Source organism: Streptomyces sp. NPDC050439 (genome assembly GCF_040655335.1).
GTDB lineage: Bacteria > Actinomycetota > Actinomycetes > Streptomycetales > Streptomycetaceae > Streptomyces.
Genome location: NZ_JBFAJT010000008.1, coordinates 47686 through 73895, shown reverse-complemented (window position 1 = coordinate 73895; position 26210 = coordinate 47686). Strand labels below are relative to the sequence as shown.

Annotated in this window: 21 protein-coding genes and 2 tRNA genes; 12 read left to right on the top strand and 11 right to left on the bottom strand. The window is 70.0% G+C overall.

Annotated features, from left to right (window positions below; genetic code table 11):
* Positions 1-95 precede the first annotated feature (95 nt).
* Positions 96-2672 (bottom strand): aminopeptidase N, encoded by a 2577-nt coding sequence (gene pepN, locus AB0I66_RS30680; protein WP_363211218.1) that lies wholly within the window; start codon positions 2670-2672, stop codon positions 96-98.
* 163 nt (positions 2673-2835) lie between these two features.
* Here pepN and AB0I66_RS30675 point away from each other — a divergent pair, with 163 nt between their 5' ends.
* Positions 2836-3489: a DsbA family protein gene (locus AB0I66_RS30675; protein ID WP_363211217.1), complete on the top strand. Its 654-nt coding sequence runs from the start codon at positions 2836-2838 to the stop codon at positions 3487-3489.
* A 1-nt stretch (position 3490) separates the two neighbouring features.
* Here AB0I66_RS30675 and AB0I66_RS30670 read toward each other — a convergent pair whose 3' ends face one another.
* The 4 genes from AB0I66_RS30670 to AB0I66_RS30655 form a co-directional block, all read right to left on the bottom strand.
* Positions 3491-3700, bottom strand: a complete 210-nt coding sequence (locus AB0I66_RS30670) for a hypothetical protein (protein WP_363211216.1) — start codon at positions 3698-3700, stop codon at positions 3491-3493.
* Positions 3701-3842: 142 nt separating this feature from the next.
* Entirely contained in the window at positions 3843-4493 is a 651-nt protein-coding gene (locus AB0I66_RS30665; protein WP_363211215.1) for a superoxide dismutase, read from the bottom strand.
* Positions 4494-4689: 196 nt separating this feature from the next.
* Positions 4690-6129: an amino acid permease gene (locus tag AB0I66_RS30660; protein WP_363211214.1), complete on the bottom strand. Its 1440-nt coding sequence runs from the start codon at positions 6127-6129 to the stop codon at positions 4690-4692.
* Between the two features lie 135 nt (positions 6130-6264).
* Positions 6265-7659: an amino acid permease gene (locus AB0I66_RS30655; protein WP_363211213.1), complete on the bottom strand. Its 1395-nt coding sequence runs from the start codon at positions 7657-7659 to the stop codon at positions 6265-6267.
* Between the two features lie 266 nt (positions 7660-7925).
* On the opposite strand from AB0I66_RS30655, the gene AB0I66_RS30650 reads away from it, so the two are divergent.
* Positions 7926-8504: a biotin transporter BioY gene (locus AB0I66_RS30650; RefSeq protein WP_363211212.1), complete on the top strand. Its 579-nt coding sequence runs from the start codon at positions 7926-7928 to the stop codon at positions 8502-8504.
* A gap of 4 nt (positions 8505-8508) precedes the next feature.
* On the opposite strand, the gene AB0I66_RS30645 is transcribed toward AB0I66_RS30650, so the two are convergent.
* On the bottom strand, positions 8509-9831 hold the full coding sequence (locus AB0I66_RS30645; protein ID WP_363211211.1) for an FAD-binding oxidoreductase: 1323 nt from the start codon (positions 9829-9831) through the stop codon (positions 8509-8511).
* 173 nt (positions 9832-10004) lie between these two features.
* Here AB0I66_RS30645 and AB0I66_RS30640 point away from each other — a divergent pair, with 173 nt between their 5' ends.
* Entirely contained in the window at positions 10005-11051 is a 1047-nt protein-coding gene (locus tag AB0I66_RS30640; RefSeq protein WP_363211210.1) for a serine/threonine-protein kinase, read from the top strand.
* On the opposite strand, the gene AB0I66_RS30635 is transcribed toward AB0I66_RS30640, so the two are convergent.
* Positions 11048-12529, bottom strand: coding sequence for an amino acid permease (locus tag AB0I66_RS30635; RefSeq protein WP_363211209.1), 1482 nt, complete (start codon positions 12527-12529; stop codon positions 11048-11050). The two genes, AB0I66_RS30640 and AB0I66_RS30635, sit on opposite strands and share 4 nt — an antisense overlap.
* A gap of 196 nt (positions 12530-12725) precedes the next feature.
* On the opposite strand from AB0I66_RS30635, the gene AB0I66_RS30630 reads away from it, so the two are divergent.
* Both AB0I66_RS30630 and AB0I66_RS30625 read left to right on the top strand, forming a co-directional pair.
* Positions 12726-13211: a ribose-5-phosphate isomerase gene (locus AB0I66_RS30630; protein ID WP_363211208.1), complete on the top strand. Its 486-nt coding sequence runs from the start codon at positions 12726-12728 to the stop codon at positions 13209-13211.
* A 94-nt stretch (positions 13212-13305) separates the two neighbouring features.
* Entirely contained in the window at positions 13306-14133 is an 828-nt protein-coding gene (locus AB0I66_RS30625; RefSeq protein ID WP_363211207.1) for a DNA-formamidopyrimidine glycosylase family protein, read from the top strand.
* On the opposite strand, the gene AB0I66_RS30620 is transcribed toward AB0I66_RS30625, so the two are convergent.
* Positions 14130-15359 (bottom strand): GNAT family N-acetyltransferase, encoded by a 1230-nt coding sequence (locus AB0I66_RS30620; RefSeq protein WP_363211206.1) that lies wholly within the window; start codon positions 15357-15359, stop codon positions 14130-14132. The genes AB0I66_RS30625 and AB0I66_RS30620 overlap by 4 nt on opposite strands.
* A 129-nt stretch (positions 15360-15488) precedes the next feature.
* Between AB0I66_RS30620 and AB0I66_RS30615 the strand changes: the two genes are divergently transcribed.
* Positions 15489-16655, top strand: a complete 1167-nt coding sequence (locus AB0I66_RS30615) for a PP2C family protein-serine/threonine phosphatase (RefSeq protein ID WP_363211205.1) — start codon at positions 15489-15491, stop codon at positions 16653-16655.
* Here AB0I66_RS30615 and AB0I66_RS30610 read toward each other — a convergent pair.
* Positions 16641-17822: a cation:proton antiporter gene (locus AB0I66_RS30610; protein ID WP_363211204.1), complete on the bottom strand. Its 1182-nt coding sequence runs from the start codon at positions 17820-17822 to the stop codon at positions 16641-16643. The two genes, AB0I66_RS30615 and AB0I66_RS30610, sit on opposite strands and share 15 nt — an antisense overlap.
* A 315-nt stretch (positions 17823-18137) precedes the next feature.
* Between AB0I66_RS30610 and AB0I66_RS30605 the strand changes: the two genes are divergently transcribed.
* The 3 genes from AB0I66_RS30605 (at position 18138) to AB0I66_RS30595 (ending at position 21991) form a co-directional block, all read left to right on the top strand.
* Positions 18138-18914 (top strand): ABC transporter ATP-binding protein, encoded by a 777-nt coding sequence (locus AB0I66_RS30605; protein ID WP_363211203.1) that lies wholly within the window; start codon positions 18138-18140, stop codon positions 18912-18914.
* Positions 18915-18960: 46 nt separating this feature from the next.
* The gene (locus tag AB0I66_RS30600) at positions 18961-21414 is read left to right on the top strand and encodes an FtsX-like permease family protein (protein ID WP_363211202.1); all 2454 of its coding nucleotides are present in this window, start codon (positions 18961-18963) and stop codon (positions 21412-21414) included.
* 115 nt (positions 21415-21529) lie between these two features.
* Positions 21530-21991, top strand: a complete 462-nt coding sequence (locus AB0I66_RS30595) for an HD domain-containing protein (protein WP_363211201.1) — start codon at positions 21530-21532, stop codon at positions 21989-21991.
* Here AB0I66_RS30595 and AB0I66_RS30590 read toward each other — a convergent pair.
* Positions 21988-23250 (bottom strand): acyltransferase family protein, encoded by a 1263-nt coding sequence (locus AB0I66_RS30590; protein WP_363211200.1) that lies wholly within the window; start codon positions 23248-23250, stop codon positions 21988-21990. The two genes, AB0I66_RS30595 and AB0I66_RS30590, sit on opposite strands and share 4 nt — an antisense overlap.
* 630 nt (positions 23251-23880) lie before the next feature.
* Here AB0I66_RS30590 and AB0I66_RS30585 point away from each other — a divergent pair.
* Positions 23881-24075: a hypothetical protein gene (locus AB0I66_RS30585; protein ID WP_160505028.1), complete on the top strand. Its 195-nt coding sequence runs from the start codon at positions 23881-23883 to the stop codon at positions 24073-24075.
* Between the two features lie 148 nt (positions 24076-24223).
* Here the strand turns inward: AB0I66_RS30585 and AB0I66_RS30580 are convergent.
* Positions 24224-24294: transfer RNA gene (locus tag AB0I66_RS30580), tRNA-Gly, on the bottom strand.
* Positions 24295-24450: 156 nt separating this feature from the next.
* On the opposite strand from AB0I66_RS30580, the gene AB0I66_RS30575 reads away from it, so the two are divergent.
* Both AB0I66_RS30575 and tig read left to right on the top strand, forming a co-directional pair.
* A tRNA-Pro gene (locus AB0I66_RS30575) sits at positions 24451-24527 on the top strand.
* A 160-nt stretch (positions 24528-24687) separates the two neighbouring features.
* Positions 24688-26079 (top strand): trigger factor, encoded by a 1392-nt coding sequence (gene tig, locus AB0I66_RS30570; RefSeq protein WP_363211199.1) that lies wholly within the window; start codon positions 24688-24690, stop codon positions 26077-26079.
* Positions 26080-26210 lie beyond the last annotated feature (131 nt).

Below are 26210 nucleotides of genomic sequence, written 5' to 3'. Positions count from 1 at the left end.
CAGACGTTCGACTGCCGAAAAGGTCCGTTTGTGTTCGGTACGTTCTGGTGGCCGCCCGCCTCGCCTGCGGGCGGGCAGGCGGCCACCAGGTCGGCCTAGGAAGCGGCAGCCGCGTCGCAGCCCTGTGCCCGCAGCGACCTCGCCAGGTCGTCCCGGGCCTCAAGGACGAGCCGCCGCAGGGCGGGCGCCGCGTCCTCGTGCGACGCGAGCCACCGGTCCGTCGCGTCCAGCGTCCCCTGATCGTCCTGGTGGTGCGGGAAGAGACCCCGCACCACGTCCATCCCGATCTGGATGGACCGCTCGGCCCACACCCGCTCGATGGCCTCGAAGTACCGGGGGGTGTACGGAGCGGTCAGCTCCCGCTGCGACGACTGCGCGAAGCCCGAGATCGTCGCCCCCGCCAGCGCGTTCGACAGGGAGTCGGACTCCACCACGGAGGCCCACGCCTGCGCCTTCACCGCCTCGGAGGGCCGCGCCGCCAGGCACCGCACCTGATGGCGCTTGCCCGAAGCCGTGTCGTCCCGGGCCAGCTCGGCGGCGAGCACCCGCTCGTCGGCGACGCCGTGCGCGGCCAGCGGGCCGAGGAAGGACCAGCGCAGCTCCTGGTCGACGTCCAGGCCGTCGATCTTCGCCGTGCCCTCGAGGAGGCCCTGCAGCAGCTGGAGATCGGCCGCGGACGAGGCCACCGCGGCGAAGAACCGCGCCCACGTCAGCTGATTCTGGCTGCCGGGCTCCGCGATCCGCAGCTCCCGCAGCGCGCCCTCGGCGAGCGCGCGCCCGCCCTCCTCGCGCCACTCGGGGGCCGCGTAGAAGGTGAGGGCCGAGTCCGCCCAGGTGTGCAGCATCTGCAGCACCCCGATGTCGCTCTCGCGCCCCGCGAAGCGCAGCACGAGACCGATGAAGTCCCGCGCGGGCATCAGCGCGTCGCGCGTGAGGTTCCACAGCGCGGACCAGCACAGCGCGCGGGCGAGCGGGTCGGTGATGTCACCGAGGTGCGCCCGCAGCGTGTCGAGGGAGTTCTCGTCGAAGCGGATCTTGCAGTACGTCAGGTCGTCGTCGTTGACCAGGACGAGGTCCGGGGCCTCCTCGCCGGCCAGCTCGGACACCACCGTGCGCGGCCCCTCGACGTCCAGCTCCGCGCGTGCGTACCGCGTCAGCTCGCCCTCGGGCGTGCGGCGGTACAGGCCCACCGCCACGCGGTGCGGCCGCAGCTCGGGGTGTGACTCGGCGGCCTCCTGGAGCACGGAGAGCTCGGTGATCCTGCCCTCCGCGTTCAGGATCACCTGCGGCGTGAGGGAGTTGACCCCCGCCGTCTGCAGCCAGGACTGCGACCAGGACGCCATGTCACGCCCCGAGGTCTCCTCCAGGACCGAGAGCAGGTCCCCGAGCCGGGTGTTCCCGTACGCGTGCCGCTTGAAGTAGCGCCGGGCGCCTTCGAGGAACGCGTCACGCCCGGCGTAGGCGACGAGCTGCTTCAGGACGCTGGCGCCCTTGGCGTACGTGATCCCGTCGAAGTTCAGCTTGGCGTCCTCCAGGTCACGGATGTCGGCCGTGACGGGGTGCGTGGAGGGCAGCTGGTCCGCGCGGTAGGCCCACGCCTTGCGGTTGTTGGCGAAGGTGACCCAGCCGTTGGTGAAGCGCGTCGCCTCGGTCATCGAGAAGGCGCCCATGAAGTCGGCGAAGGACTCCTTGAGCCACAGGTCGTCCCACCAGCGCATGGTGACGAGGTCGCCGAACCACATGTGCGCCATCTCGTGCAGGATGACGTTGGCCCGGCGCTCGTACGACGCCTGGGTCACCTTGCCGCGGAAGATGAACTCCTCGCGGAAGGTCACGAGGCCGGGGTTCTCCATCGCGCCCAGGTTGTACTCCGGGACGAAGGCCTGGTCGTACCTCCCGAAGGGGTAGGGGTAGTCGAAGTTGTCGTGGAAGAAGTCGAGGCCCTGCTTGGTGACCAGGAAGACGTCGTCCGCGTCAAAGTGCTTCGCCAAGCCCTTCCTGCACATCGCGCCGAGCGGGATGTGCAGCGTCGTGCCGTCGTCGAAGGTGCGGCTGTAGGAGTCCGTCACGTAGTGGTAGGGGCCTGCCACGACCGCCGTGATGTACGTCGAGATCGGCTTCGTCTCGGCGAACTTCCATACGCCGTCGGCCAGTTCACCCGTACCGTTCGACCAGACGGTCCATCCCTCGGGCGCCTGCACCTCGAAGCGGAAGGGTGCCTTCAGGTCGGGCTGCTCGAAGTTGGCGAAGACGCGGCGCGAGTCCGCGGGCTCGTACTGCGTGTAGAGGTAGACCTCGCCGTCCTCCGGGTCGACGAAGCGGTGCATGCCCTCGCCGGTGCGGCTGTAGGCGCACTGCGCGTCCACCACCAGTTCGTTCTCCGCGGCCAGGTCCTCAAGGGTGATCCGGCTGCCGTCGAAGACCTCGGACGGGTCCAGGTCCTTGCCGTTCAGGGAGAGTGCCGTGACGCTCGGGGCGATCAGGTCGGCGAAGTTCGTGGCGCCGGGGTCGGCGCAGCGGAAGCGCAGGGTGGTGACGGAGCGGAACGTGCGCGGCTCCTGGTCGCTCTCGCCGATCGCGGAGCGCAGGTCGAGAAAGACCTCGTACCCGTCGACGGACAACAGCGCGGCCCTCTCCTGGGCCTCGTCGCGGGAAAGATTCTCACCGGGCACGGGCGGTACTCCCTTGTACTCGCAGGTGGAAGTCGTGGATCGCACGACCTGTACGAATGTCTACGATCCTCGCATGTGCCCTCAGCGGGCGGTATCGGGGAATGCCCGGGTAGATCACTGACGTTCCCCTGGCCAAGCGCGCACGCATTCCTTAGGGAGAGACATGTCCGAGAACGGCAAGTCCGGCACGACCAAGACCCCCGTCGACTTCTGGTTCGACCCGCTGTGCCCGTGGGCCTGGATGACCTCGCGCTGGATGCTCGAGGTGGAGAAGGTCCGCGATGTCGAGGTCCGCTGGCATGTCATGAGCCTCGCCGTGCTGAACGAGGACCGGCTCGACGAGCTGCCCGAGGAGTACCGCGAGATGCTGGAGACCAAGGCCTGGGGCCCGGTCCGCGTGGTCATCGCCGCCCAGCAGAAGCACGGCGACGCATATACCGGCAAGCTCTACACCGCCCTCGGCACCCGCTTCCACAACGAGGGCGAGGGCCCGACCCGCGAGGCGGTCGCCGCCGCGCTCAAGGACGTCGGCCTGCCCGAGGACCTGGCGGCCTACGCGGACTCGGACGAGTTCGACGCCGAGCTGCGCGCGTCCCACCAGGAGGGCATCGACAAGGTCGGCCAGGACGTGGGCACGCCCGTCATCGCCGTCCCCGGCGCGGACGGCGAGCAGGTCGCCTTCTTCGGTCCCGTCGTGACGCCCGCCCCCAAGGGCGAGGCCGCCGCCAGGCTCTGGGACGGCACGCTTTTGGTCGCGTCCACGCCGGGCTTCTACGAGATCAAGCGGACGCGTACGCAGGGGCCGATCTTCGACTGAGCTAGCCGAAGGACGGGGGAAGGTCGAAACCGTCCCGGTGGGCCCAGTAGTTCTGTACCCGCAGGCAGCCCTGACGGCCGCACCGCCAGTATTTGCCCGCGTCGGCGGGGCCCACCCGGGCGATGACGACGTCCAGTGCGTCTCCCGTGGGCCTCTGGAAGTTCTGGTGGGTGTCGCCACAGTTCAGGCAGCGCCGCCATGGATCTGACATGGCCCCACCGTCCCCCGGAACCCCGCATACCGAAAGGCCCCCGTGAGTCATGTCCTCACGGGGGCCTTTCGTCCATCCGCCTGCTTCGGTGAAGGTTGAGAAGACGATCACGAGGCAGGACGTTCTCAGGGGGCCGAACGCCTCACGGGGCCAGCAGCAGGCTGTTCACGCGCTGCTTCGCGGCGGCGTAACGCTTGCTCACGTCCTGCCAGTTGACGACGGCCCACATGGCGTCGATGAAGTCCACCTTCTGGTTCTTGTACTGCAGATAGAAGGCGTGCTCCCAGGCGTCGAAGACCAGGATCGGCGTCGAGCCCTGGCCGACGTTGCCCTGGTGGTCGTAGACCTGCTCGACGATGAGGCGGTTGCTGAGCGGCTCGTAGGCGAGCACGCCCCAGCCCGAACCCTGGGTGGTCGCAGCGGCCTTGGTCAGCTGGGCCTTGAACTTGGCGAAGGAGCCGAAGGACTCGGTGATCGCGTCAGCGAGGTCACCGACACCGTCGGCGGCCAGCGGCTCACCGCCGCCACCGTCCTTCGGGCTGTTCATGTTGTGCCAGTAGATGCTGTGCAGGATGTGGCCGGAGAGGTGGAAGGCCAGGTTCTTCTCCAGCCCGTTGATGGCGCCCCACGTCTCCTTGTCGCGCGCCTCCTCCAGCTGCTCAAGGGTGTCGTTCGCGCCCTTCACGTACGCCGCGTGGTGCTTGTCGTGGTGCAGCTCGACGATCTGGGGGTTGATGACCGGCTCGAGCGCCGCGTAGTCGTACGGAAGTTCTGGAAGCGTGTAAATGGCCATGATCCGAGCCCTCCGACTGCTGCTCTGCTGTAGTGCTGCTCTGCTGTGGGGCAACGCTTATTGCAATCTATATGCAAGTGCAGGCTAGCAGCAGGAGGGGCTCGAAGTTGATCAGCCCTTCGTCCTAGGACCGGGGGTACGCCGAAGGGGCCCGGGGTCGTCGTCGACCCCGGGCCCCTTCGTGTACGGCGATGTCCTACTCGGTGGGCGCCGTCACCGCACGCTCCGCCGCCTTCTGCCGCACGAACCCGATCACCGCGAGCACCAGCGTCAGCGTTCCCGTGGCCAGGAGCTGCTTGCGGGTGTCGGGCTGTTCCGTCATCAGGTAGAAGATGTACGCCATCGCGGCCAGGGCGATCCACGTCAGGAACGGGTAGGCCCACATCTTCACGACCAGCTTCTGCGGCTCCTCGCGCTCCGTCCTGCGGCGCAGGATCAGCTGCGAGACGGCGATGAAGATCCAGACGACCAGGATCATCGCGCCGATCATGTTCAGGAGCCACGGGAAGACGTCGTCCGGGCGCCAGTAGCTGAGCAGCACGCAGACGAAGCCGAAGACCGAGGAGGCGAGGACCGCGAGGCGCGGGACGCCGCTGTGGACGCGGCCGAGCACCTTGGGGCCCTGGCCGCGGGCGATCAGGGAGTACGACATGCGCGAGGCGCCGTAGATGTTGGCGTTCATCGCGGAGAGCAGGGCGATCAGGACGATGACGTTCATGATCTGGCCGGCGCCGGGGATGCCCAGGTGGTCGAGGGTGGCGACGTACGGGCCCTTCGCCACGACCTCCTTGTTGTCCCAGGGGAGCAGCGTCACGACGACGAGCATCGAGCCGACGTAGAAGAGGGCGATGCGCCACATCGCCGTGCGCACGGCCTTGGCGACGCTCTGGACCGGCTTCTCGGACTCCGCCGCCGCGATCGTGACGGTCTCCAGACCGCCGTACGCGAAGACGGACGCGAGGAGGCCGATGATCAGGCCGTCCGTGCCGTTCGGCATGAACCCGCCCTCACCGGTGAGGTTGGCCGTGCCGGGGGCGGAGACGTCCGAGCCGGGCAGGATGCCGAGGATCGCGAGGACGCCGATGCCGAGGAAGAGCGTGATGGCGCCGACCTTGAGCGCGGCGAACCAGAACTCGAACTCGCCGAAGTTCTTCACGGCCGTCAGGTTGGCCCCGCAGAACACCAGCATGAAGAGGGCGACCCAGGCCCACTCGGGGCTGTCGGGGAACCAGCCCACCATGATCTTCGCCGCGCCGATGCCTTCGAGGCCGACGGCGACGCAGAGCAGGAACCAGAAGCCCCAGCCCGCGGTGAAGCCGGCCCACGGGCCGATCGCCCGCTCGGCGTGCACCGAGAAGGAGCCGGACGCGGGGTTCGCCGCCGACATCTCGCCGAGCATGCGCATCACGAGCATGACGAGCGCACCGGATATCGCGTAGGCGAGGACGATCGACGGTCCGGCCGCGGCGATGCCCGCCCCGGAGCCCACGAAGAGGCCCGCTCCGATGACGCCGCCGAGGGCGATCATGGAGAGGTGCCGCTGCTTGAGGCCGTGCACGAGCGGCGAATCGACCTTGGGGGACTCGTCGGGTGATGCGCCGGGCGATGCGTCCTGGGGGGTGGACGTCCGAGACATGGGCGTGCCCTGTTCAGTAGCTGAGACGGGGGAGCGAGCGGCCCACAGTCTGAAGTCCGGTACCGCTGACAGGGAACACCTGACCGCTATACGGACACGACGCTCACACTTTGTGAAGGTGCGGGCACTGGATGTTCACGCCCGTTTCATGCGCGCCTCGCGCCACTCCCGCAGCCCCGCGACCGCGAGGACGAGGCCCGTCGCGCCCGCCGACCACAGCAGCTGCGGCCGCGCCGTGTCGTCGGTCAGCATCAGGCCCAGTACGGCAGCCATCGCGGCGAGCGCCGCCCAGGTCAGGTACGGGAACGCCCACATCCGCAGGACGAGCCGCTCCGGCGCCTCGCGCTCGATGCGGCGGCGAAGGCGCAGCTGCGAGACCGCGATCAGCGCCCACACGAACAGCAGTACGGCGCCGACCGCGTTGAGCATGTAGAGGAAGACCGAGTCGGGCCACTTCAGATTGAGCACCACGGAGACGAAGCCGAAGGCCACCGAGGCGAGCACCGCCCGGCGCGGCACCCCGCCGCCCGAGACCTTCAGGAGGGCCTTCGGGGCCTCGCCGCGCTCGGCGAGCGAGAAGACCATGCGGGACGAGCCGTAGAGGTTGGCGTTCAGCGCCGAGAGCAGCGCCACGAACACCACGATGTTCATGATCGTGCCCGCGGACGGCACCCCGATCGAGTCGAGGACCGTCACATACGGACTGACGCCGGCCTTCTGGGCCGTCCAGGGCAGCACCGTCACGATGACGAGCATCGAGCCGACGTAGAAGAAGAGGATGCGGTAGACGGCGCTGCGCACGGCACGGGCGACCGAGCGCACCGGGTCGTCGGACTCGGCGGCCGCGATCGTCACGACCTCCAGACCGCCGAAGGCGAAGACGACGGCGAGCACGCCGGACGTCACGCCCTCCCAGCCGCCGGGCAGGAAACCGCCCTGACCGGTGAGGTTGGTGAGGCCCACCGGCTCCGTGTCCGGGAGCACCCCGAAGATCGCGAGAAGCCCGAGCACCAGGAACGCGACGATCGCGAAGACCTTCAGCGCGGCGAACCAGAACTCGAACTCGCCGAAGTTCTTCACCGCGGCGAGGTTGGCCGCCGTGAACACCAGCATGAAGATCAGCACCCAGGCCCACTGCGGCACGCCCGGCACCCAGCCGTTGGCGATCTGCGCGGCGCCGGTCGCCTCCACGGCGAGCACGACCACGAGCAGGAACCAGTAGAGCCACCCGACGCTGAACCCCGCCCAGCGGCCGAGCGCACGCTCGGCGTGCACCGAGAAGGACCCGGAGGCGGGCATCGCGGCCGACATCTCGCCGAGCATCCGCATCACGCACATCGCCAGCGCGCCGGCGATGAGATACGAGACGACGATCCCGGGCCCGGCCACCGCGATCCCGGCGCCCGAACCGACGAAGAGCCCGGCGCCGATGACACCGCCGAGCCCGAGCATCGTGAGATGCCGCTGCTTGAGACCACCGCCGAGAGGCTCGGGTTCCGTTGCCGTTGTGGGCGGGGGTGCGTCGTGCATGGTGCTCAGGCTGCTCTCGGGCTCACAAAGACTTTGGCGGGAACCTACAGTCTCCCCGGGCAGGAGCCCCTCGCGCAAAACGGCCCCCCGCGGCCCCCACCTCAGTGACGCGCATCACGCCCCCCGCAGGGGTACGCCCCGCGCTTTGTGCAGAGCCCACCACTGGGGCACCCGGCACCTTGTCACCCACCACCGGTGCCGGGCGCCCCCGCCTGAGATAGCGTCGCGGGGTCCCACCTGCCCGTCCCAGAACCCGCGGAGTCCCGATGAGCATCGCCGCCGTCTCTTCCCGTCCCGGCCAGGTCCTCGCGGACCTGCTGCCCGCGTCCCGCGCGAAGGACGCGGCCTTCGTCCTCGGCGGCGCCGCCCTCACCGGCATCGCGGCCCAGATCGCCGTGCCCGTGCCGGGCTCCCCCGTACCGGTGACCGGGCAGACCTTCGCCGCCCTCCTCGTCGGCACCGCCCTCGGCGCCCGCCGCGGCTTCCTCTCCCTCGCCGTGTACGCCCTCGTGGGCATGGCGGGCATGCCGTGGTTCGCGGAGGCGGGCTCCGGCGTCGCCGCGCCGTCCCTCGGCTACGTCCTCGGCATGCTGCTCGCCGCCACCGTGGCCGGCGCCCTCGCCCGCCGCGGCGGCGACCGTTCCGTCCTGCGCACCGCGGGCACGATGGTGCTCGGCTCGGCGATCATCTACGCGGTCGGCGTCCCCTACCTCGCCGCCGCGACCGGCATGTCGATGTCCCAGGCCGTCGCCGCCGGACTCACCCCCTTCCTGATCGGCGACGCCGTCAAGGCCGCGCTCGCGATGGGCGTGCTGCCCACGGCGTGGAAGTTCCTCGACCGCTGAGCGGTCAACTGACGTTGTAGTTCCGCCTGAAGAGGTTCGCCGGGTCGTACGTGGCCTTCAGCCCGGCGAGCCTCTTCCGCGTCTCCGCGTCGTACAGGCCGTCCGCCCGGTCCCCGGCGCCGAAGGCGAAGTTGAGCAGCCGCCCCTCACCCGCGAACAGCGCGAACGCCCGCGCCTGAACGGCCCGCACCGCGTCGAGATCCGTGCCCTCCAGCGGCGAGAGCACCCGCACCAGCCACCCCGCGTCCCGGTAGGGCACCGCGTTGCCCGCGGGCTTCGCGAGGGCCCCGCCCAGCTGGTTGATCTGCACCACGTGCATCCTCTCGGCGGCCGGACCGGTCAGCGCGAGCAGCTCTTCTGCCGCCGCCAGGTCGAGCTCCCGCACGACCACGCTGTCCCCGTAGTAGGAGTGCGGGAAGTCGGGGTCGCTGTGGATGGTGTGGCTGTCGGTGTACGGCATCTCCCGCAGCGAGTCCGACACCGTGGGCCCGATCTCCCGCAGCGGCGCCACGATCCGCTCGCCCGCAGCCTCCGAACCCGTGTACGCGACGCGCACCGTCACGAGATACCGGCCCCGCAGATGGGGCGGCAGCTGCGGGATGTCCGGGTAGACGAGCGCCGCCACCGACGAGGTCAGCTCGTCCGGCACCGTCCGCGTCCACGCCTCGTACGCCCGCAGCACGTGGCCCGGATCCACCGCACGGCCGTCGAACTCGATCGCCCCGCCGTACAGCCGCGCCACCGGCACGAGCCCGATCTCCAGGGCCGTCACCACCCCGAGGTTCGCGCCCCCGCCGAGCAGCCCCCAGAAGAGGTCGGGCTCGTTCTCCGCCGTGACGTGCCGGGCGGTGCCGTCGGCCGTGACGACGTCCAGCCACCTCACGTGGTCGGCCGCGTACCCGAACTCCCGCGCCAGGACGCCGAGTCCGCCGCCCAGCGTGTACGAGACGGCTCCCACGCCCGGCGCCGAACCGTTCAGCGGCGCGAGGCCGTGCGCCGCCGCGGCCTCGACGACCTGGCCCCAGCGGACCCCCGCGCCGAGGGTGGCCGTGCGCGCGCCGGCATCGATCCGCACCGAGTCCATCCGCCGGGTGCTGATCAGCACGCCGCCCTCCGACGCCCCGGGAAGCCCGTGCCCGGTGGCCTGGACCCCGACGGGCAGACCCGCCTGCGCGGCGTACGACACGGCGGCGACGACGTCGTCGGCGCTCCCGGCCCCGAACACGATCGCGGGCCGCTGCGCGAAGCCGGTCTGGAACCCGGCGATCTCCTCGTCGTATCCGTCGTCGCCGGGCCGGAACACGAGCCGCTGGTCGGTGAAGTCCACGGTGATCCTCCAAGAAGAGCTGCTGACGCGGCAGAGCCTCCCCGGAAAACCTGACATCCGCCGTCAAGTTTTCCGCGCGCCTTTCCTGGCCTCGCCTTCCCTCGGCCTTTCCGGGCCTTCGGAAATGAGTGCGAACTGTGCTGTCATGAAGGGGGACTTGGGGGTGGACACCCATGCCGGAGCTTCGCGTGGTGGCGGACCGCTATCGCCTGCTCGACGTCATCGGCCAGGGCGGCATGGGCCGCGTGTGGCGGGCGGCCGACGAGCTCCTCGACCGCCGGGTGGCGGTGAAGGAGATGCGGGTCGACGAGGCCTTCGAGGGCCCGGAGTCGGAGGACACCCGGGTCCGCAGGGAACGCGCGCTGCGCGAGGCGCGGGCCATCGCGCGGATCGACCACCCCGGCGTCGTACGCGTCTACGACGTCGCGGAGGAGGACGGCCGCCTCTGGATCGTCATGGAACTGGTCGACGCGCGCTCGCTGGCGCGGTACGTCGACGAAGAGGGCCCATTGGACGAGCACGCGGCGGCGCGCCTGGGCCTGTCCCTGGTGGCGGCGCTGCGGAAAGTGCATGCGGCGGGAGTCGTGCACCGCGACATCAAGCCGGAGAACGTCCTGCTCGGCCCCGGGGGACCCGCCGACCGGGTCGTCCTCACCGATTTCGGCATCGCGGCGCTCCAGGACACCGGCCGCCTCACCCAGACGGGGCTTCTGGTGGGATCGCCCGAGTACATGGCGCCCGAGCGGGTCTCCGGGGCCGAGCAGGGGCCGCCGTCGGACCTCTGGTCCCTGGGGGCCACGCTCTGCACGGCGCTGCGCGGCAGCTCACCGTTCGCCCGCGCCTCGGCCCTGAACACCCTGGTCGCCGTCCTGCACGAGGCGCCAGAACTGCCGCCGGAATCCAGCGGGTTACGTCCGCTCCTGTCGGCGCTGCTCACCAAGGAGCCGGAGCGGCGGCCCGGCCTCGACGAGACGGAGGCGGGCCTGCGGGCGGTGCTCGCGGCACCCGTGCCGGCGCCGCGTCAGGCGGGCGACCGCCCCAGGACCGACTGGCGGCCGCACGTGCTGACGGCCGTGGTGCTGCTTGTCGCGGCCGCCGTGGCGGCCGTCATGTTCTTCACCGCGCGCGATCCGGGCGGCGGCGGGTCACCGGGCCCGAGCTCACCCGTGCCGACGGTGGCGGGTACGTCGACCGCGCCACCGTCGGACGGCACCGGCTAGGCGTCGACGCTGGTGTCGGCCTTGTCGGCGGTGTCGGTCTCGGCCTCGGCGCGGGGCCGCACCTTCTCCCGGATGAGGGAGAACGCCACCACGAACGCCGCGGCGAGCAGCGAAAGGAGCACCTGCTTGCGCCCGGTCTCGTCGGTCAGCATGTAGACGAGCACGAACGAGATCATCGCGATCGTGACCCAGGTCAGGTACGGGAAGAGCCACATCTTCACGACGAGCTTCTCCGGCTGCTCGCGCAGGATGATCCCGCGCATCCGCAGCTGCGTGAACGCGATCATCAGCCAGACGAACAGGGCCACCGCGCCCGAGGAGTTCAGCAGGAAGTCGAAGACGGTGTCCTTCCACTGGTAGTTGAACCAGACGGCGACGAAGCCGAACACGACGGACCCGAGGATCGCGGCCTGCGGCACCCCGCGCTTGTTGGTGCGCGCGAAGGCCTTGGGCGCGTCACCGCGCTGCCCGAGCGAGAACGCCATGCGGGAAGCGGTGTAGAGACCGGAGTTGAGGCAGGAGAGCACGGCCGTCAGGACGATGACGTTCATGACCTGACCGGCGTGCGGGATGCCGATCGAGTTCAGCGCGGCGACGTACGAACCGTCCTTGACGATCGACTTGTCGTTCCACGGAAGCAGCGTGATGACGACGAAGATCGAGCCCAGGTAGAAGACACCGATACGCCAGATGACGCTGTTGGTGGCCTTGGTGACGGCGCGCTGCGGGTCCTCGGACTCACCGGCGGCCAGCGTGACGATCTCGGAGCCCATGAACGAGAAGACGACCATGAGCACGCCGGTGAGGATGGCGCCCGCGCCCTGCGGCATGAAGCCGCCCGCGTCGGTGAGATGCGCGAATCCGGCGCCGGGGTTGTCGGAGCCGGGCAGCACGCCGAAGACGGCGAGCAGACCGATGATCACGAAGCCGCCGATGGCGACGACCTTGATCCCGGCGAACCAGAACTCGAACTCACCGTAGGAGCCGACCGAGACGAGGTTCGTCGCGGTGAGCACCACCATCACGATGAGCGCCCAGCCCCACTGGGGTACGGACGGTATCCACCCGTTGAGGATGACGGCACCGGCGGTGGCCTCCACGGCGAGCACCACGACCCAGAAGAACCAGTACAGCCAGCCGATGGAGAAACCGGCCCAGCGGCCGAGCGCCTGGTCCGCGTAGGTGGAGAAGGAGCCGGAGGTGGGCCGTGCGGCGGCCATCTCCCCGAGCATCCGCATCACCAGGACGACCATCGTGCCGACGAGGGCGTACGAGACGAGGATGGCGGGCCCCGCGGCGGCGATGCCGGAGCTGGAGCCGACGAAAAGTCCGGCTCCGATGACGCCACCGATGGCGATCATGGAGAGGTGGCGGTTCTTCAGCCCGGCCTGCAGGCCGTCACCGGTGTCTCCAGACTGCGAATCCCCGGTTTCGGTGGGGTTGCGGTCTGCCTTCGCAAGGGAGGGTTGCGAGGTCATGGACGAATCCTTAAGTTCTCGGGTCACGAGCCCCCGCATTCAAACTCAGGGGTGAACGGGACGGAAGTCCCGACTCCGGATCGTTGTATTCCGGCCCGATGGCTCAGACCTTGTGGGTCAAAGGCCCAGACCAGGGTGGCCGTGGTCCGGCCCCCGGACGCCGCTACCCGCCTCGCGACGTGCCACACTCAGACGCATGCGCGTGTACCTCGGCTCGGATCATGCCGGCTACGAATTGAAGAACCACCTGGTGGAGTGGCTCAAGAGCCACGGCCACGAGCCCGTCGACTGCGGGCCCCACATCTATGACGCCCAGGACGACTACCCCCCCTTCTGCCTCCGTGCCGCGGAGAAGACGGCGGCGGACCCCCAGTCGCTCGGCATCGTGATCGGGGGCTCCGGCAACGGAGAGCAGATCGCCGCGAACAAGGTGAAGGGGGTGCGGGCCGCCCTCGCCTGGAGCGAGCAGACGGCCGCGCTCGGCCGCGAGCACAACGACGCGAACGTGGTGTCGATCGGCGGCCGGATGCACACGCAGGAGGAGGCGACGAAGTTCGTCGAGATCTTCCTGTCGACGCCGTACTCGGGCGAGGAGCGCCACACGCGACGCATTGACATGCTGTCGCGCTACGAGCAGACGGGCGAGCTGCCCCCCATCCCGGCCCACCACCCGCAGCAGTAGCGAGTCAGCCGCCGGAGGGGCTGGATCTCCAGCCCGTCCGGCGATTGAGGACGAGCCCTCAAGGCGATTTGCCCGCACCCACCCCGGAGGTCCCGTGCCGGAAGGGCACACGATTCACCGCCTCGCGGACGACCACCGCGCCCGCTTCGAAGGGCGGGGCCCTCTCCGCGTCACCAGCCCCCAAGGCAAATTCTCCGACAGCGCAGCCCTCCTGAACGGTCAGGAGATGGACACCGCCGAGGCCCACGGCAAGCACCTCTTCCTGGGCTTCGCCGACACCGGCTGGGTCCACATCCACCTCGGCCTCTTCGGCAAGGTGAACTTCGGCGCCACGGCCGCCGCGAACCCGCCCACGGACACCGTCCGCCTCCGCATCGCCGCCGAGGACGCGTACGTGGACCTGCGCGGCCCCACGACCTGCGCGCTCATCACGGACGAGGAGAAGCAGGCGATACACGCCCGCCTCGGCCCCGACCCTCTCCGGGAAACGGACGGCCCGGGCGAGGCCTACGCCCGCATCGCCCGCAGCCGCACCACCATCGCCGCGCTCCTCATGGACCAGAAGGTCATCGCGGGCGTCGGCAACGTCTACCGCGCCGAGGTCCTCTTCCGGCACAAGATCGACCCGTACACGCCGGGCAAGGACATCCGGCCCGCCCAGTGGACGGCGATCTGGGACGACCTGGTCGCCCTGATGCGCGAGGGCGTACGCCTCAACCGCATCGACACCGTCAGGCCCGAGCACACGCCGGAGGCGATGGGCCGCGCGCCGCGCGTGGACGACCACGGCGGCGAGGTGTACGTGTACCGCAGGGCCACCATGCCCTGCCACATCTGTGGCGGCGAGATCCGCACCGCCGATCTCGCCGCCCGCAATCTGTTCTGGTGCCCGAAGTGCCAGCGCCCCAAGCGCCGCCGCTAGAACGCGTGCGGCAGCCACGGTGCGGTGTCGGAGCCGAAGGCCGTCGTGGCCTCCGCCAGGGCGCCCGGACGCAGTTGCCGTACGCGGCCCGCTGCCGCCAGTGACGTCAGGGACACGCCGCCGAGGTAGGCCGAGCCCAAGTCCCGTACGGACAGGGCGAGATCGGCGTCGTCGTCCGTGCGCTCGCAGGTCGCGCCCTTCAGGTCGCCGGTGAGCCGCCAACGGCCCGCGTTCCAGGGGCAGAAGGCGTCCTCCACGTCGAGCACCAGGTTCACCGGCGTCCGGTAGGTGCGTGCCGCGAGGGCGGCGCCGACCTCCACCAGACGTACGTGGAGCGAGTCCTTCACCTGCATCCGGCAGCGCCGCACGTCCGAGACGAGCTGGAACACCGCGTCGTCCGTGGGGCGGTTGTGCACGTCGATCGTCGACGTCAGGTCGATGCCGAAGAGGAACTGCCACAGCGCCGCGTACGCGGCGGGGTCCTCGGCCTCCAGATCGCGCAGCCGGACCGTGCCGTTGGGTCCTGCCGCGTCCCACTCGGGCTTCACGTGGAAGCGCGCGTACCCGACGAGCTGCCCGTCGCGCTCGGCGAGAACGCACTGCAGCGGTGACGAGCCCTGCCGCTCGCTCTCCGGGTCGAGCAGCCCGAGCCGGTCCCAGCCGGGCTGCCTGGCCAGCATTCCCGGCCGCTCGCTCACCCGCCGCGCGTACAGCGCCTCGCACGCCTCGTGGACGTCGGCGGGCCTGGCGTACCGAAGACGTACGTCATCCGTACCGGCCGGCACCGACAGGCGTACGCGTGCGGTGTCGATGTCGGCCTTCGTCGCGAAGGACGCCGCGCCGTACCCGAACCGTCCGTAGATGACGGGCTCGGAGGCCGTCAGCACCGCCAGGCACTCGCCCTTCGCGCGCACGTCGTCGAGCTGGCGCCGCATCATCGACGTCAGGATGCCCCGCCGCCGGTGCGTCGCCGCGACGCTGACCATCGTCACTCCGGCCGCGTCCACCAGGGAGCCGCCCGGCACGGAGAGGCGGAAGCTGAACGCTCCGGCGGTGCCGACGCAGGTCTCGCCCTCCCAGGTGCCGAAGAAGCGGTCGAACTCGGTCAGGGCGTTCCAGAGCTCATGCTCCTCCCTGGCCTCGGCGACGCCACCGAAGGCGAGCTCCAGCGTGCCGTAGTACTCGTCCCAGTCTTCCTGGCGCAACTCCCGCATTTCCGTCGTCATATGCCATGCCTACCAGGGAGAAGCGGGCGGAGCGACAGGATTTACGCGGGCCCGGGGCATGCCCCTGACGGGGGACAACCGGTACCTCCCGTGCGAAGTCCCTGGCCCGGTGGATAGGGTCCGGGAGCAATGGACGGCAGTCGAGCGGAAGCCGAGACGTTTACAGCCCGGATGAAGAAGCGGATCCACCGGGCGCGCATAGGGCTGCGCAAATCCGGGGTCGACTACTTCCGGGGCGACGGCTCGGACTGGATCGCGCTGGCGGGCCTGCTCGTCACCATCCCGGTGATCACCTTCTGCACCATCGTCAACCCCGTGTGGTGCGCGCCCTCCGCGCTCGTCCTGCCCATCGTGGCCGGCGGCCTGCTTCTTCGGCCCTCCAGCCTGCTCGCCCTGTACGCGACGGCCGCCGCCGCGCTCATCGTGGAGTCCGTCCAGCTCGGCCCGTACACGGAAGGCAGCTCGCGGGTCACGCCCGGAGTGGTCCTCGTCGTCGCGGCCTGCGGCTTCTTCGGGCTGATCATCGCGCAGTTCCGCAGCAGGGTCGGCGTGCCGTGGCGTGGCGGCGGCACGATGCTCTTCGACCTGCGTGAACGTATCCGTGTACAGAGCAAGTTGCCGAAGCTGCCCCGCGGCTGGCACCGCGAGATGGCCCTGCGTCCCGCGGGCGGCCAGTCCTTCTCCGGGGACTTCGTGGTCGCGGCCCGCACGAACGGCGGCCGCACCCTGGAGGTCGTCCTCACCGACGTCTCCGGCAAGGGCATGGACGCGGGCTCCCGCGCCCTGCTCCTTTCGGGGGCCTTCGGCGGCCTGCTCGGCTCGCTCCCGCCGCACGCGTTCCTGACCGCCGCCAACGGCTACCTCCTGCGCCAGGACTGGGACGAGGGCTTCGCGACCTCGATCCATCTGGTCCTCGACCTGGAGAGCGGCGACTACGAACTCTTCACTGCGGGTCACCCGCCGGGCCTCCAGCTCAGCGCGGGCAGTGGCCGCTGGGAGCAGATGGCCGCGGAGGGACCGCTCCTGGGGGTGTACGACGGGGCGCAGTTCGACCCGGTGAAGGGCTCCCTGCGCCCCGGCGACGTCCTGATGCTGTTCACGGACGGCCTCGTCGAGACCTCCGACCGGGACATCAGCGAGGGCATCGACCGCCTCACCGGGGAAGCCGACCGCTATGTGGCGGGCGGCTTCCACGGCGCCGCGTGGCATCTGATCGAGGCGGTCGCGAAGGACGTCAACGACGACCGGGCGCTGCTCCTGATCTGCCGGGAGCCGTCGGCGTCAACGGGCGCCTGACAGCTCGGGCTCCGGCTCCCGTACGGGATCGCGCCCGCCCGGCAGAATCCGGGCCAGCCACTTCGAGCGTCCCGCGGCCAGCGGCCCGAGCACCGCGAGCAGCAGCACGTACCCCGCGATGAACGGGGAGAGCCGTTCGTCGAGGCCCGCGGTGGCCGCCATGGTCGCCAGGATCAGGGCGAACTCTCCGCGGGCGAGCAGGGTGGTGGAGATGTTCGCCGCGGGCCCCGCCCCGAAGCCGTAGATGCGCGCCGCACCCAGTCCCGCGAGGACGTTCATCAGCAGCGTCACGGCCACGGCGGCGAGCACCGGCCAGAGCACCGTGGGCAGGTCGCCCGGGTCGATGGAGAGTCCGAAGCCGAAGAAGAAGATCGCCCCGAACGCGTCCCGCAGCGGGTGCACCAGCTTGCGCACGCGCTCGCCGGACGCCGTGCTGCCCACCATCAGACCGACCATGAACGCGCCGATCGCGTCCGCGACGCCGAACCACTCCGAGACTCCGGCGACGAAGACCGCGGCACCGAGGAAGGAGATGACGAGCAATTCGTCGTCCCGGGTGTCCATGAGCCGCCCGACGACCTTCGTGCCGAAGCGCGCCACGAGGGCGAGAAGCAGCAGGAAGCCGAACGCCTTGCCGCCGTCCATGACGGCCGCCGCGAGGCTGTCGGCGCCGGACAGGACGGGTTGCAGCGCCGCCAGGTAGAGCGCCAGGAAGATGTCCTCGACGACGATGATGCCGAGGATCGGCTTGGTCTCCGGATTGCCGAGCCGTCCGGTGTCGACGAGCACTTTGGTGACGATCGCGGACGACGAGATGCCGAGCACCCCGGCGAGGACCAGAGCCTCGGAGGTGCCCCAGCCGAGGGCGAATCCGAAGCCGAGGCCCGCGCCGACGTTCAGCGCGAGGTACGTCCCTCCGGCGAGGGCCATCTTGCGGCCGCCCGACTTGAGGTCGTCCATGTGGAACTCGAGGCCCAGGTAGAAGAGCAGGAGCACCAGGCCGAGTGCCGAGAGCATCTCCAGGTCGTGGGGGTCGGAGAGCAGGACCACGCCGGGAGTGTGCGGGCCGAGGAGGATCCCGGCCAGGATGAAGAGCGGAATGGTGGGGAGTCCGATGCGGCCGCCCACGCGGGCGAGCACCGCGGCGGCGAGAAAGGCGCCGCCCATGGCTATCAGGGTGTCTGCGTGTCCGATGGGCCCGTTCCTCCTGGTAGTCGGCGACGCACCCCCCCGCACATGAATGGCAAAGGGGGCGTCAAGAAAGCGTCAATAGTTAGCTTACCAAACGACTTCCGGAACGGGTTTCGTCACGTTGAGGTGGGGTTCTCCCCACCCCCGTTCCGCCGGGGACCCTCATGGTCCACGGCACCCCGGATCCGTACGTTCGAGACATCGATCAGGACGTACGGACGGAAGGTGGACGGAGCCATGGGGCTGCGGCGCAAAAGGCGATCCGGTGAGGGCAGTGCGGCGGTACCCCCCATGCCCGGCGAGGCCCCCCGCGGCACCGACTGGGCGGTGGAACTGCACGGCGTACGACGCAGGTACGGCAGGGGATCGGGCACCGTGCACGCCCTCAGCGGCATCGACCTCGCCCTGGAACGCGGCAGCTTCACCGCCGTCATGGGCCCCTCGGGCTCCGGCAAGTCCACCTTCCTGCAGTGCGCCGCCGGACTCGACAGGCCCAGCGAGGGCACGGTGCGCCTGGGCGGCACCGAGATCACCTCCATGAGCGAGAACAAGCTGACCGCGCTGCGCCGCACCCGCCTCGGCTTCGTCTTCCAGGCCTTCAACCTGCTGCCCTCGCTGACCGTCGAGCAGAACGTCGTCCTGCCGATGCGCCTCGCGGGCCACCGCCCCGACCGGCGCAGGGCCGCCGACCTGCTCCACCGCGTGGGCCTCGGCGGCGACAAGCACAAGCGCCGCCCCGGCGAGCTCTCCGGCGGCCAGCAGCAGCGCGTCGCGATCGCCCGCGCCCTGGTCACGAACCCGGACGTGATCTTCGCCGACGAGCCGACCGGCGCCCTGGACACCAGCACCGCCGCCGAGATCCTCACCCTGCTCCGCTCGGCCGTCGACGGCATGGGTGCCACGGTCGTCATGGTCACCCACGATCCCGCTGCCGCGGCTTATGCGGACCGGGTGCTGTTCCTCGCCGACGGGGCGATCGTGGACCGCCTGGAGCGGGCATCGGCGGCGCAGATCGCGGCCCGCATGACGGCGCTCACGGCACCGGCGTACGCGACAGCGGCGGCCTAGCCACCGCACCCGCGCCCCGCCCCTTCCCTCACTCCGGAGAACCCCCATGCCCAACGGCCTCGCCCGTGCCGCCGTCCGCTTCAAGCCCGCCGCCTTCGTGGGCACGTTCGTCGCGCTGATGATGGCCGCGCTGATCGTGTCCGCCTGCGGCATCCTCCTGGAGACCGGCGTACGCGCGTCAGTGCCGCCCACCCGGTACGCGGGCGCCCCCGTGGTGGTGGCCGCCGACCAGCGGGCCCACTTCGTCACGGGCAGCGGCGACAGCCGCTCCGAGTCGGCCACGCCCCTGCCCGACCGTGCCCGGATCGGCGACTCCCTGGTGGCGAAGGCGGGTTCGGTGCCCGGAGCGCGCACCGCCGTCCCGGACGTCACCTTCCCCGTGCAGTCCGGCGGCAAGGGGGTCACCGCGCACGGCTGGGGCTCCACGTCCTTCACCGGCGAGAAACTGACCGCGGGCCGCGCCCCGCACGCCGGCGAGGTCGTGCTCGCCGCGCCCGGCGCGGCCGTCGGCGAACACACCACCCTCACCACGGCCGACGGTCCGCGCGACTTCCGGATCTCCGGCACCGTACGAGGCCAACAGGGCGCACCCACGGCCTGGTTCGCCGACTCCGACGCCGTACGCCTCTCCGGCCACCCGGACCGCGTCGACGCCGTGGCCGTCCTGCCCAAGGAAGGCGTCACGCACGCCGCCCTCAAGTCCCAGGTGACGCACGCCATCGGCGACAAGGCCGACGTCCACACCGGCGACGACCGCAGCGAGGCCGAGGGCTCCGAGCTCGCCTACGCCCAGGAGATGCTCACCGGCCTCGGCGGCTCCTTCGGCGGCATCGCGGCGATGGTCGCCATGTTCACCGCGGCCGGCACCGTGGCGCTCTCCGTCGGCCAGCGCGCCCGCGAGTACGCGCTGCTGCGGGCCATCGGCACGACACCCCGGCAGATCCGCCGCACCATCGCCACCGAGGCCCTGCTCGTGGCGCCGCTCGCCGGAGCGGTCGGCGTACTGCCCGGAATCGCCCTGGCGAGCTGGTGGTTCGGCCAGCTCAAGGACAAGGGCGCGATCCCCGAGGCCCTCGACCTCTCCATTTCCTTCATCCCCCTCGTCTCGGCCGTCGGCGTCGCCGTGCTCACCGCTCTGGTATCCGGCTACCTGGCGGCCCGCCGCCCCTCCCGCATCAGGCCGGGCCAGGCCCTGAGCGAGTCCTCCGTGGAACGCCTGCGCTTCGGCTGGATCCGTACGCCCCTGGGGATCGCGGCGGCCGTCGGCGGCTGCGTCCTCGCCGGGATCGCCTCCTCCCTCACGGGGGACGACGCGGCCAACGTGGCGCTCGGCATCGTCATGCTGTTCATGCTCGCCGTGGCCCTGCTCGGCCCGCTGGTCGCCCGCGCCTGCGCGGCCCTGTTCGGACTCCCGCTGCGCGGCGCAGGCGCGTCCGCCTCGCTCGCCGCGGCCAACTCCCGTACGAACGCGCGCCGGCTGGCCTCGGCGATCACCCCGATCGTCCTCGCCATGGCGTTCTCGTCGACCCTCGTCTTCATGCACACCAGCGAGGACCGGGTGGCGGCCGATCAGCAGCGCGAGGGCATCACGGCGGACCACATCGTGACGGCGTCGGGGGCGGGCGTGACCCCGGCCGGGGTCACGAAGGCCGCACAGGCCCCCGGCGTCACCTCGGCCGTGGGCCTCCTGAAGACCTCCGTCCTGGTGCCGGTCGGCTCGGGCGGCGACCGCTGGCTGGAGTCGGCGTCCACGCAGGGCATCACGGGCTCACCCCGCGACCTGGCCCAGGTCCAGGACCTGGGGGTCAGGACGGGCACGATGAACTCGCTCGGCAAGGGCGAGATCGCCGTCGACGCGAAGCTCGCGGACTCCGCGCACGTGAAGACGGGGGAGCGGATCGCCCTGCGCATGCCCGACGGCACGAAGGCGACACGGAAGGTGGTCGCCACGTACGACCGAGGCCTCGGCCTCTCTCAAGTCACTCTCCCGGCAGCGGACTTGAAGGCCCACCTGACCTCGTCCTGCTCCTCGGAGATCTGGACCACGGGCAAGGCCCCGCAGGCCCTCACCGCCCTCGGCGCCCTCCAGGACCGCGACGACTACGCCACCGCACAGTCCACCGACCGCGCGGTCAACGCCTGGGCGAACACCGTGATGGCCGCGGTACTCGGCGGCTTCGCGGCGATCGCCGCGGTCAACACCCTGGTGATGACGGTCCTCGACCGCCGCCGCGAACTCGGCACGCTGCGCCTGATCGGCTCCACCCGGCGCCAGGTGATGCTGATGGTGCGGTGGGAGGCGCTCCTGGTCGCCGGCGCGGGCATCGTGATCGGCTCAGCGATCGCACTGGCAACGCTGATCCCCATGATGAACGGCCTCACGGGCGAGCCCCCGTACATCCCCCCGCTGGTCTACGGCTCCTTCGTGGCGGCGACCTTGGCCCTGGGCCTGACGGCAACGGCCTTGCCGGCGAGGGCGGCGCTGAAGACGAGGATTTGATCTTGTCCTCAGACGCCGGACGGGCTGCATTTCCAGCCCGTCCGGCGTCTGAGGACAAGGCCCTCGCGCCGAGCGAGTTTTCGGGAAGGGGCGGGGTTGGGGAAAGAATCCCCGTATGAACCCCAGCCCCCTCCTCACCCTCCCCGAGGTAGAAGCCCTCGCCCGCCACGCCCACGCCACCCAAAAAGACAAGGCGGACCGCCCCTACACAGAGCACCTGCAAGCCGTGGCCGAGGGAGTCGCTGCCCGAGGCGGCTCACCCGAACAAATCGCGGCGGCCTGGCTCCACGACGCCATAGAGGACAACGCCCTCACCGAGGAGTGGCTCAGGGACGCCCCCCTCACCCCCCGTACGAAGGACATCGTGCGAGCCCTCACCAAGAGGGCGGGTGAACCCCCGGCCACCTACGCCACCCGCATCCTCGAAACCCCCGGCGCCCGCCTCGTCAAGGAAGCGGACCTGGCCCACAACGCAGATCCGGCCCGCCTAGCAGAGCTAGACGGGCCGACACGCACCCGCCTCACGGCCAAGTACGCCAACATGCGCGCCCTGCTGGGCATCCAGTCGCAGGACTAGGAAGAAGCCTTGGCCCGCTCCCGGGCCAACGCGGCGGCGTCCCGCTTGAACGCCCACTCCATCTTCGGCTCCATGGCGAAGCGGAACATCCGCTGCACCGGAGGCGTACAGAGAAGCGTCACCACCGACGCGGCGATCAACGACACGATGATCTGCCCGACGGGCGTATGCATCCACTCGTAGTTCTCGAACCAGCCCCAGAAACGCGAGCCCTTGGCGAGGAAGCCGTGCAGCAGGTAGCCGTACAGCGTGCCGGCGCCGAGCACCGTGAACCACATCTTCCGGCGCGGAACCCACGCGAAGAAGCACGCGGTCAGGATGGCGGAGCAGCCGAAGAGCGCCAGCGTCATCACGACACCGGCCCACCACGGCGCACCCAACTCCTGTGCGCTGTCCCGGCGGTAGAACCAGGCCGACGTCATCCGCGGACCGGCCCAGTACGCGAGGAGCAGTGCGCTCGCGAAGATCGGGATGGACAGCAGCCGCACCTCGCGGCGCCGCACCAGCTGGAAGTGCTCGGGCTTCATGAACAGGCCGAGCACGAAGAAGGGCAGGAACTGCAGCACGCGCTGCAGGTCCAGGTCGTCGCCGATGTCCGGGGAGACCGAGGCGAGAACCGCGATGGCGAGCGCGAGCGGCAGCGGCCAACGGACCAGCTTCCACAGCGGGGTCGTCAGACGCCAGACGAAGAGCGCGACCAGGAACCAGGTGAGGTACCAGGGGTCGAGAAGGCTGATCGGCTGCGTCGGATCGTCGTCCGCGTAGCGCTTGAAGAAGGTGTACGCGACCTCGAAGAGGACGTACGGCACGGCGACGCCGGTCACCAGGCGCTTGAGCCGGTCGGACCGCATGTCGAAGCTGCGTGAGAAATAGCCGGAGATGAGGATGAACGCCGGCATGTGGAAGGTGTAGACGGTCATGTACAGCGCCTCGGCGGCGCGGCTGCCGTCCGTCAGCGGCTCCCATGCGTGCGCCATCGCGACCAGGACGATCGCCAGGTACTTGGCGTTGTCGAAGAACGCGTCGCGCTGCTTGGCGGGTTGACCCGTGGGGGCGGGTCTGCCCGTGGAGCCGGGGTGGCCCGTGGAGCCGGAAAGGCCCGGAGAACCGGGTCGAGCGGTGGTGCCGGCCGGGGCGTGGGAAACGGTCGCGGCCATCGTGGACTGGGGGGCGCGGGGGCCGGGTACTCCGTCCGCGGGCACATGTGCCGGGGGGAGCGGCGCCCGGTGGCGGCCGTGCGGTTGAACCGAGTTCGTCACAGGCCCTCCCACCAAGAGCTCGGTGGGACGAACCTGGACCGCACTGCGCCTGCGGGGATGGTGGCAGCGTGGAACATCTGAGGCACCCTAGCGTCGCTTGTGTGTATTCGTAAAACCCCCAACTCGGCTGTCTGCTCAATCACAGGCGGATCAGGGGTATTGAGCTCCGGGTACCCAGAAATCACCGGAGTTGACATGGAGATTCATCTCCTGTCATCCCTAGTTACATCGGGTCGTATGCCCAGTACGTCACCACTCATCCCCCTTAAACGCCGCATAACGCCCGCAGGCGACTCTGGCGAAATGTCCGATTGATTGGGCCTTTGCGAAGCCGGTGGTGTGGGTCCGGCAACAATTCGAATTTCTGGCGAACGAGTTGTGTGGCGATGGAAACGATCAAGCCGAATTAGCGGCCGTGCGCGGCCTTCGAATTGCCGTGCGGAGGTGCGGCGTTCATGTGCCCCAAGGGCGTCCCCGGGTGCCGGACCCGCGCCGGACATGTGTGGCGTCGGCCGACGATGTGTCACCGGCCGCATACGGATGGCGTGTTGGTGGCACGATGGTCCTGGCGGGGGTGTGCGGGGTCGTACCCCCCGGGCCGGGGAGAGACCGACCTAGGGTGTGATCAGTGTGGCCATTTCGCTGTCAGTGGTGTTGCTGTTGGCGATCATCCTCATCGTGCTGATCCGCGGTGGATCGATCAAAGCGGGGCCCGCGATCGTCGCGGTGCTCTTCGGGTTCTTCCTCGCCTCAACCGGAATGGCCCCCTCCATAAATCGCTTCCTCAATGAGGTGGCCGAGACCATCAACTCGATCAGCTTCTGAGGGCGACCCGGCACGGGCGGCGCTCCGCGCTGCCCGTGGGCGCCGTCTGACGCCGTCTGAGTGCTGTCGGTGCAGTGAGTGCGGTGAGTGCGGTGAGTGCACAAAAAGCCTCAGGCCCGGTTCCGGGGAACCGGGCCTGAGGCCACAGAGCGGGTGACGGGAATCGAACCCGCGTAGCTAGTTTGGAAGACTAGGGCTCTACCATTGAGCTACACCCGCACAGCTCGCGCCGCCCGTCGAGGACACTGCTGGTCAGCGACCGCGGCACGGCAAGCATCGTAGCGGGTCGGACGCCCTCCCCGCACACCCCGTACGTACTCGCGATTAAGCGGGCGCCGCACTGCCTGGGTGCATGTACCCTACGTGTCGCACCGACGGGGTGTGGCGCAGCTTGGTAGCGCGTCCGCTTTGGGAGCGGAAGGCCGTGGGTTCAAATCCCGCCACCCCGACCAGCAAGATCTCTCCAGATCAGACCGGCGATCAGCCTCACGTACGGCTTCGCAAGATCGCATTGTGGGTCGGCTCCCGCTTGCCGTTACTATGCAAGCTGTGTGCCCGTGTGTCTCTGAGCCGGGCTCAATCCCAAGAAGTCAGCCCCAAGGAGACCGAACCGTGAAGAGCGCCGTGGAGACCCTGAACCCGACCCGGGTTCGGCTCACTGTTGAGGTGCCCTTCGAGGAGCTCAAGGACAGCCTCGACGCGGCCTACAAGAAGATCAACCAGCAGGTCACGGTGAAGGGCTTCCGCAAGGGCAAGATCCCGGCCCGAGTCATCGACCAGCGGTTCGGCCGCGGCGCAGTCCTCGAAGAGGCCGTCAACGACGCGCTCCCGAAGTTCTACACCGAGGCCGTGAACGAGGCCGAGCTCAACGTCCTGGGCCAGCCCGAGGTGGACATCACCGAGCTGAAGGACAACGAGACCCTCAACTTCACCGCTGAGGTCGACATCCGTCCCGCGATCGAGATCCCGGACTACTCCGGCATCGAGGTCGAGGTGGACGCGGTCGAGGTCAGCGACGAGGACGTCGAGAAGGCCGTCGAGGAGCTCCGTGAGCGCTTCGCGTCCACCTCGCCGGTCGAGCGTGCCGCCGAGGACGGCGACGTCGTGACGATCGACCTGGAGGCCAAGGTCGACGGCGAGGTCCTGGAGGACGGCGTCGCGTCCGGCGTCTCCTACACGATCGGCTCCGGCGAGCTCCTCGAGGGCATCGACGACGCCGTGAAGGGCCTGGAGGCCGGTGGCGAGGCCACCTTCACCTCCGAGCTCAAGGGCGGCTCGGCCGCGGGCAAGGAGTCCGAGGTGACCGTCAAGGTCACCCAGGTCGCCGCCCGTGAGCTGCCCGCGCTCGACGACGACTTCGCGCAGCTCGCGTCGGAGTTCGACACCCTCGACGAGGTCAAGGCGGACAGCCGCAAGCGCCTCGAGAACATGAAGCAGTACGACCAGGCGACGCAGGCCCAGGAGCGCGTCCTGGAGAAGCTGCTCGAGCTGGTCGAGGTCCCCGTCCCCGAGAAGCTCCTCGCGGACGAGATCGAGACCCGCAAGCACAACCTGGTGAACCACCAGCTCGGCCAGATGGGCCTCGACCTCGCGAAGTACCTGGAGATCCAGGGCAAGACCGAGGAAGAGTTCGACGCCGAGACCAAGGAGCAGGCCGAGAAGGGCATCAAGACGCAGTTCGTCCTCGACGAGCTCGTCAACAAGGAGAAGCTGAACGTGAACCAGGAGGAGCTCACCGAGCACCTCATGCGTCGCGCGCAGTCCTCCGGCATGTCCCCCGACCAGTTCGCCCAGGCCGTCGTCGAAGGCGGCCAGGTCCCGATGCTGGTCGGCGAGGTCGCCCGCGGCAAGGCCCTCGCGGTCGTCGTGGAGGCCGCGACGGTCAAGGACACGAACGGCGAGGTCGTTGACCTCGACGACGAGGAAGAGGCTCCCGCCGAGGGCGAGCAGGCCGAGGCGTCCGCCGACGCCGATGCCAAGGCCGAGGAGAAGACCGAGGCCTGAGCAGCCTCGCTTCACTGAACGCACAGCCGGGCCCCGGGGACGCAAGGTCCCGGGGGCGGGGCCCCGCACGGGCGCGGGGGGCGGGGCGGGGGAGCCCGGGGCCCCCGCTCGCCCCCCGGGGGCGGCGGGCG

Coding starts and splice junctions, on each gene's coding strand:
- AB0I66_RS30665 (WP_363211215.1), bottom strand. CDS start 4,493: ATGGCCATTTACACGCTTCCAGAACTTCCGTACGACTACGCGGCGCTC.
- AB0I66_RS30675 (WP_363211217.1), top strand. CDS start 2,836: ATGTCCGAGAACGGCAAGTCCGGCACGACCAAGACCCCCGTCGACTTC.
- AB0I66_RS30650 (WP_363211212.1), top strand. CDS start 7,926: ATGAGCATCGCCGCCGTCTCTTCCCGTCCCGGCCAGGTCCTCGCGGAC.
- AB0I66_RS30670 (WP_363211216.1), bottom strand. CDS start 3,700: ATGTCAGATCCATGGCGGCGCTGCCTGAACTGTGGCGACACCCACCAG.
- AB0I66_RS30620 (WP_363211206.1), bottom strand. CDS start 15,359: ATGACGACGGAAATGCGGGAGTTGCGCCAGGAAGACTGGGACGAGTAC.
- AB0I66_RS30610 (WP_363211204.1), bottom strand. CDS start 17,822: ATGGGCGGCGCCTTTCTCGCCGCCGCGGTGCTCGCCCGCGTGGGCGGC.
- AB0I66_RS30595 (WP_363211201.1), top strand. CDS start 21,530: ATGAACCCCAGCCCCCTCCTCACCCTCCCCGAGGTAGAAGCCCTCGCC.
- AB0I66_RS30615 (WP_363211205.1), top strand. CDS start 15,489: ATGGACGGCAGTCGAGCGGAAGCCGAGACGTTTACAGCCCGGATGAAG.
- AB0I66_RS30630 (WP_363211208.1), top strand. CDS start 12,726: ATGCGCGTGTACCTCGGCTCGGATCATGCCGGCTACGAATTGAAGAAC.
- AB0I66_RS30640 (WP_363211210.1), top strand. CDS start 10,005: ATGCCGGAGCTTCGCGTGGTGGCGGACCGCTATCGCCTGCTCGACGTC.
- AB0I66_RS30635 (WP_363211209.1), bottom strand. CDS start 12,529: ATGACCTCGCAACCCTCCCTTGCGAAGGCAGACCGCAACCCCACCGAA.
- AB0I66_RS30605 (WP_363211203.1), top strand. CDS start 18,138: ATGCCCGGCGAGGCCCCCCGCGGCACCGACTGGGCGGTGGAACTGCAC.
- AB0I66_RS30655 (WP_363211213.1), bottom strand. CDS start 7,659: ATGCACGACGCACCCCCGCCCACAACGGCAACGGAACCCGAGCCTCTC.
- AB0I66_RS30600 (WP_363211202.1), top strand. CDS start 18,961: ATGCCCAACGGCCTCGCCCGTGCCGCCGTCCGCTTCAAGCCCGCCGCC.
- AB0I66_RS30660 (WP_363211214.1), bottom strand. CDS start 6,129: ATGTCTCGGACGTCCACCCCCCAGGACGCATCGCCCGGCGCATCACCC.